Annotated in this window: 8 protein-coding genes; 7 read left to right on the plus strand and 1 reads right to left on the minus strand. The window is 40.0% G+C overall.

What is annotated here, in order from left to right; translation table 11 throughout:
* The first annotated feature begins 15 nt into the window (after positions 1-15).
* The 3 genes from KO537_RS07735 to KO537_RS07745 all read left to right on the plus strand — a co-directional run bounded on the left by KO537_RS07735 (position 16) and on the right by KO537_RS07745 (position 2185).
* The gene (locus KO537_RS07735) at positions 16-879 is read left to right on the plus strand and encodes an alpha/beta hydrolase-fold protein (RefSeq protein WP_219234174.1); all 864 of its coding nucleotides are present in this window, start codon (positions 16-18) and stop codon (positions 877-879) included.
* Positions 880-973: 94 nt separating this feature from the next.
* Positions 974-1339: a hypothetical protein gene (locus tag KO537_RS07740; protein ID WP_219234175.1), complete on the plus strand. Its 366-nt coding sequence runs from the start codon at positions 974-976 to the stop codon at positions 1337-1339.
* 105 nt (positions 1340-1444) lie between these two features.
* Positions 1445-2185, plus strand: a complete 741-nt coding sequence (locus KO537_RS07745; protein WP_346729597.1) for a PhzF family phenazine biosynthesis protein — start codon at positions 1445-1447, stop codon at positions 2183-2185.
* Between the two features lie 147 nt (positions 2186-2332).
* Here the strand turns inward: KO537_RS07745 and KO537_RS07750 are convergent, their stop codons facing one another.
* Positions 2333-2761: a hypothetical protein gene (locus tag KO537_RS07750; RefSeq protein WP_219234177.1), complete on the minus strand. Its 429-nt coding sequence runs from the start codon at positions 2759-2761 to the stop codon at positions 2333-2335.
* 444 nt (positions 2762-3205) lie between these two features.
* Here KO537_RS07750 and KO537_RS07755 point away from each other — a divergent pair, with 444 nt between their 5' ends.
* From KO537_RS07755 to KO537_RS07770, 4 genes are all read left to right on the plus strand, one after another.
* On the plus strand, positions 3206-3796 hold the full coding sequence (locus KO537_RS07755) for a hypothetical protein (RefSeq protein WP_219234178.1): 591 nt from the start codon (positions 3206-3208) through the stop codon (positions 3794-3796).
* 173 nt (positions 3797-3969) lie between these two features.
* The gene (locus KO537_RS07760; protein WP_219234179.1) at positions 3970-4515 is read left to right on the plus strand and encodes a PIN domain-containing protein; all 546 of its coding nucleotides are present in this window, start codon (positions 3970-3972) and stop codon (positions 4513-4515) included.
* A gap of 168 nt (positions 4516-4683) precedes the next feature.
* Positions 4684-5247 (plus strand): hypothetical protein, encoded by a 564-nt coding sequence (locus KO537_RS07765; RefSeq protein WP_219234180.1) that lies wholly within the window; start codon positions 4684-4686, stop codon positions 5245-5247.
* A 770-nt stretch (positions 5248-6017) separates the two neighbouring features.
* Positions 6018-6320, plus strand: coding sequence for a hypothetical protein (locus KO537_RS07770; RefSeq protein ID WP_219234181.1), 303 nt, complete (start codon positions 6018-6020; stop codon positions 6318-6320).
* Positions 6321-6415: the final 95 nt, after the last annotated feature.

Genomic DNA, 6415 nt, shown 5'->3' on the forward strand with positions numbered 1-6415 from the left:
TATTTAAGGAAAATAATGTTTTTTAAGTTTATTAAGTTGGCTTTTGCTATTGTTGTTTTTTTCTCTGTGCCGCTAAGTGCCAAGGAAAGCACTGAGTTTAAAATTCAAAATACACATACCCTACAAATAAAATCTGAAGGAAGCGGATTGGAATATGAACTATATATCCGCTTGCCTAACGATTATTCAGAAAACAACAAAAAATACCCGTTGGTATTGTTAAATGACACAGGTTATTCAGTTGCAGTGGCGAGTGGCATTGTACATCTGATGGCAGGCCGAGATATTGAGGATGTCATTATTGTAGGGATTTCATATTCCAAAGGACATAACCCTTTGCTTAGTCGCACCAGAGACTACACGCCAACATTTGCTCCAAATGAAAAACGAGGGCATTCGCTCGAAGTTCAGAAGTATTCAGGTAAAGCCAGTCAGTACATTAGTTTCATTTCAGACGAGGTTTTACCCCTGATTAGTCAAACATACCGAATCAGACAGGATAAAAAAATATTTGTTGGTCATTCATATGGCGGATTGCTTGGTGCTAACATCCTGATTACCAAACCAGAGTTATTTGATTATTACATCTTAGGTAGTCCATCGTTCTGGTATGACAACAAAGTGATGTTTCGACTTGAAAGTGACTATGCAAAAAGCAATAAGGACATGAAAGCAAGGGTGTTCATGTACATAGGCAGTGAAGAAGGTAGTATGGTGGAGCAAATGCTTGCATTTGAGAATCAGTTAAAATCACGAGATTATCAAGGGTTAAACATTCAATCCAAAGTATTGCTAGGGTTGACTCATCACAGTGCTTTTGCAGTGTTATTAACGGATGGCCTTCAAAAAGCCATTCCAAGACAAAGCAAAAGCAGCTAACAAGCAAATTTATTCGCCAGCAAAAAGCGCCGGCTGCGACGTTAACTCGCTACTCGGTTTTCCGCGCTAAATTTGGGCGTAATAGGACTTAAATATGAACGAGACAGAAGAGCCAATTATCGATAATTTCTTGAATGAAATATGCTTTTTATTCCCAGAAGTGAAACGCAAAATGGATTCGCACGATGTCTTTATGACCACTTCAAAAATGGAGGAGTTTGCAAATGCTACTACTCAGGCATTTTCTTCTGGCAATATTGCGTTAGCTCAAAGCTATCTAGATTACATAAATGAAAAATTACCCAATGCGCATCCAAAAGAGTTTGAGTTTATTGATGTGTATTATGTAGAACATTTGTTTTGGCAGGCTAGTCAGAAAACTAAAGAAATGGGCTGGCCTTTAGTGCCAACAAAGCTACAAAGTTTATATGTTGCATTTCATGGTAAACCTGCCCTATAACAAGTTGTAGCACATCGCCCCGTTGGGGCTTCGCGCCGACTGCACGTGTGCAAAGCGTTAAATTGCAGTCAAGGATGGTGGATTATCAAAATAGAGATTTATGATGTGTTTACCGGCGAATCGGCTTTTGGCAATCCTTGTGGAGTGTTAGAGCTAAATAACTGGCGGTCTGATACTGAGTTGCATCAAATTACTCATGATGTTGGACTGCCAGTGACTTCGTTCATTACTAACGTCGACGGACAATTTCACATTCGCTGGTTTGCATTGGATGGTGAAATTAACCTTTGTGGTCACGGTAGTTTGGGAGCTGGTGCAGCGATCCTTTCTAAGTACCAATTGGAAAAAGTAGTTTTCAACAGTAAACACGGTGAGGTAGTGATTTCTAAAAGAAATGGCCTATATTCACTCGTATTGCCGAGCTGGGAAGGTAAGCCTTGTGCTGTTCCAGCAGAAATATCTGATTTGGCGATTGATGCCATTGATGTTTTTTCTACTCGAGATTTAGTCTTAGTTTTCCCCTCGGTAGAGACGGTAATGAATTTCCAGCCAGATTATAAGCGCTTGAGAGAAATCAATGAATATCATGCTTTAATTGTAACGGCTGCAAATAGTAATAATGGTTATGTTCTAAGATACTTTGCTCCAAAAATTGGCATATCTGAAGATTTGGCAACAGGCTCAGCACAATGCTCTCTTGCACCGTATTGGTTTAAAAAATTTGGTTCAGACTCATTGAATGTGCGTCAACTTTCAATGTCCGGTGGTTATTTTGAAGTAGAGCGAGCAACTGAGAATTCAATAACAGTATTTGCTCAAGCAAAGCTGCGAGCAATTGCAATTTAACTAACGCTTCAATAGGGACTGTCAACGCTTGGCGTTTCCTGCCCCATTGAGCCGCGGTGGTTGCGATTGCTGTGGTTTACTCTATATCAACATCGACTTTACTAGCAAGGTAGGTAGGCCCTTATTCAAGAGCCCATTTTGAGCGTATCAGTAGATTTGACTGAATAATTTAATTTTCTGACCAAACTCGTTGAGGGACAGGTGCTTACTGTTACCGCTTCCCACTAAAATGTAGAAGGTATTGTTCGTTTCAAAGATGCAGTTATGGTGAGTATGGATAACCATTGTGGTTCTGACCCATCCACCACTGGGGAAACGGCCTTGGCCATTTTCAATTATGTGATTCGCCAGTACCAGCTCTTTAATAGGGTGAGTGCCAGGGGTGCCTTGTGGGACATCAATAATCCAAATGATCCACTCTGAAACGACGCACCAAGCTTTGAATGGTTGGATTGACTTACAATGCAATTTCATCTGTTCAATATCATCCATTCGACAACCATATGCGGTAGGGATGCCTTCAAGAGAGAACAGTTCTGCTGTTATTTCAGCTTGTTGAGCCAGTTTTTCTGTCATGGGTTGCTCCTTAAATATTAAAGGCGCAAGTGCGTTTAAGCAGCTGATTTACGCTATAAACCAGACTGCATATCACGAACATTGCAACAACCCAATTTTAGTTTAGATGTTCAATACGATTCTGCCAGTAGACATCATTAAAATTAACTTACATAAATGACTCTCTCTTCAGTACAAGACTGTCCATCATCAATTTTTCACTGTGTTATTCGAGACCCATTTTGAAGGTAATTAGCTTGCCATTTTTTAGCCGTTAACATTTAATAACATCAGCTTAATGAAGGAGGTCTTGCGTAAATATATTTTGACTTCGATCGTTAATGCACAGTTTCGGTATAGGTATGCTAAATCTGTTTGGAGTCGCTGCATTGATGCGTTTTTCTTTGCGCGACTGCAGCTTGGCATTCAAGCACTGTTTGTTAGGTTAGGGGCAAAGGAGCTGCAATGAAATATCTCTTGATACTGTTCGCCATTGGTTTGAGTGCATGCGCATCCAAACCAAACTTTCCTCAAGCCGGTATTGGGCAGACCTATGAGATTCTTGGGGCAACAATAAGTTCACCCAATGAGCCTAACTGGTACTTGATGCAACATGACCAAATGGGCATTTTCTTTGGCAAAGAAATGACGTCTAAAACAGATAGTCTGATTGCAAATGCATGGGTATTTGGTGTCGGCGGGCATGAAGATGATGACTCATTCTTTGATTATGTGATTGCAGAGCGTGAGAGAAACGATGATAAAACGAGATTCGTCGACCGAGGTGTGAAAAACAACCGAGCAACCTTAAACGGAAGCGCCTGTATTAAGTACGTCACCATTGCAGAAGATCACGCAAGCAAAAGTAAGAGCAGCCAACCATTTCAATATTTCAGCACTATGGGCTATATCTGTAGGCATCCTGGCAACAAAAGCGTCGTGATCCAGCTTGAGGTTTCGTATCGTTCTGATCTACAGAATGTACCTGATGGTATTACACTTATGTCAGATCAATTTTTCAACTCCTTAGAGTTTATTAATAATAAAGTGAAGTAATGAAGCTGTTGAAATGTCGGTATCTAGCAGAACCGCACAAAACATCGGATACTGAACAACGACCGGATGTTAGTTTTACATATCAATCCGATTTTGCTTATGAGGGAAGGAATTAGCGCTATTGGCTTAAACAAGCACAGCGTTAATTTTACGAATACTAAGGAGAACACACATTGAAGTGGGCATTTATAGACTATGAGAACATTGGATGTCTTAGTAAAGTAGACCTCGCTATTTACAGCAAAGTGGTTCTATTCCTTGGTGCGAAACAGCCAAAAATTGACCTTGGCGACACTAAATACGATTCTCCTATCGAGCTTGTTTTAGTTCAACTTAAGGCAACTCAGTCCAATAACCTAGACTTCCATCTGTCGTACTACCTCGGTAAGTTTGATAGTGAAGCTTCTTCAAACGTATCATTTGAAATCATCAGTAATGACCAAGGTTTTTCACCGCTAATTTCACATATCAAAACGAATGGCAGAATTTGCAAACAGGTCAAAGTTGCCACCGCACCAAGTATAAAAAGTAAATTGATTAGCTCATTAACGTCAAAGCCTAAAGAAAAGCGACCTAAAAAGGTAGCAAGTCTTCGTAACCATATTGCGGCTCATATGGGGGTTAAGGGAAACGATGTAGCCATACAAAATTATTTCAACCAACTGGTGAAGGAAGAACTCGTTAAGATTTCTGGTGATACAGTGGAGTACAAATGCTAGCTGATTATTCCATGTATTCTAACAGGGCTCTTCATTTAGAACGCCTCAACTTGAACTTTCAAGTCAGGATAACGAACTGCGATCTCCATCTAAATGTCACTCCCTATCTGCGCCAAAGTGTTCGCATTTTCCGCTACTTGAGGCGGTAGGTTTCAACGAGAGGTCGTTATGAATCAAGAATTTTATTCAGCAGCAATTAGTTTAATCAGCTTGTCAGTCTCTATTTTTGCTCTTTATTTGAACTATCGGAACAATAATGTTAGTAGGAAATCTTATTTAATAAACCGTGAACTTATTCGAAACTACAACTTACATCTTGATTTTGTTAAATCAACCCAACTGGATGATCGATATGTGACTCATTTGGTTGTTTTTAATCCTTCTGAGGTTGGGTTACTTCTCCATAGTCTTACTGTCTTTGAAATCGTAGAGAATCGTAGCTGGTTAAATCAGTTTTTAAATAAGCGTGAATGGCTAGAATTGACAGAAGCAAAATGGTGGCCGACAACTAACTTAGATGACCTAAATATAAAATCGAGAGCTGAAGAATATAAAAATGTATATGTGGAAAACAATAGAGACATATATGTTTCAATACCAGGCTTCATACCAAGAACTAAGCATAAGTTCGTAATCGTGACGAACCTTGGGGAATACGAACATATTGGAAGTATTGATTCAAAAAAAAGCTATTTTTCACATAGTTATCAGCAGTATTGGTATGAAAAATAATACTCATTTGGTAGTCGGAGGTATTTAGCCTCCAGCTTTCATACTAGCCAGCAGCTCCGAACAGTGCGATTAATGTTGAAGGCCGGTTGCATATCGATACGCTGCCGATAGTAATGTCTGGCGACGTAGTGGGTATCGACAAGTTTGACAAGACTTCTCCTTCATCTAAATGTTCAGGTCTTCACCATGTCCCATCCATTACGATGGGCGTTGGGCTACTATGCCGTCTGCTTAATCAGACACCGAGTTAGCCCGTCATGCGCTATCGGTTTCCATCTGTTTAGCTCTTTTCAGTCGATGATGCTGAAAAGCCAAGGCTCTTATAAACCAAAGCTTGACTGGTTAATGACCGATCGCGTGTTAAACAGATCTCCCCAAATAAGAACATGAACTTTCTTTGCACTGCTGCATCATTTACGGTGGCCATTACCACGTGGTTTCATCGTCTTGTACCCTTACTGCGTAGGGGAGCCCCTGCCAACTCACCTCTAGCCTACGCCTCATCTAATGTTCTTGTTCATCAGAGCAAATTTGCTAGCGGCTTCCTTCAGAGTAATCCTCGCTGATAAGCCCTTGCCATTCGCTAGTAGTTAACTTTTAATAACAAAATGTTATTGAACAGTGTTCTTTCTACTGAGGACTTAGTTCATGTCAATGCTGAGCGCACACTAGGTCAGTCACGGCGACGCCTTTTCCGTTGCGGCTTAGCTTTCACTATAAAGCCACGCGTGCAGGCGGCGTTAGAAGCACATCGTAGTTAGGAGTTAATTTTGAATTTGTTCTTTAAATGGATATTTAAGAATGCGTGGAATTTGTTTGGCGCTTTAGGTGTTGCAGGAACATTCTACTTCTCCTTGATGTATGTTCCAGATTATGTGAAAGATATTACTACTGGAAAAGTTAATGTAATTCATGAAAGTTTAATGGATGACGTGCAAGAACTAATCTTTTATGAAAAATCAATTTCGATTGAAGACATAGAAATGTTCATACGTGGAAAAGAACTTAAACAAGGAATATCTTACCCATTCACTTCAGAAGAACTCCTTCTTCAAGGTGTAGTGGTCAAGTAAAATTGGCCACGGTTTTAGAGTCATTCCAATATAAACGTTCTGACTCATTTGGCGTTAACCCACCATTATATTGATGGGGTCTGGTCTCACTGTAA

It is taken from the genome of Shewanella sp. NKUCC01_JLK (assembly GCF_019345615.1).
In the GTDB taxonomy this organism is placed as follows: Bacteria; Pseudomonadota; Gammaproteobacteria; order Enterobacterales; family Shewanellaceae; genus Shewanella; species Shewanella oncorhynchi.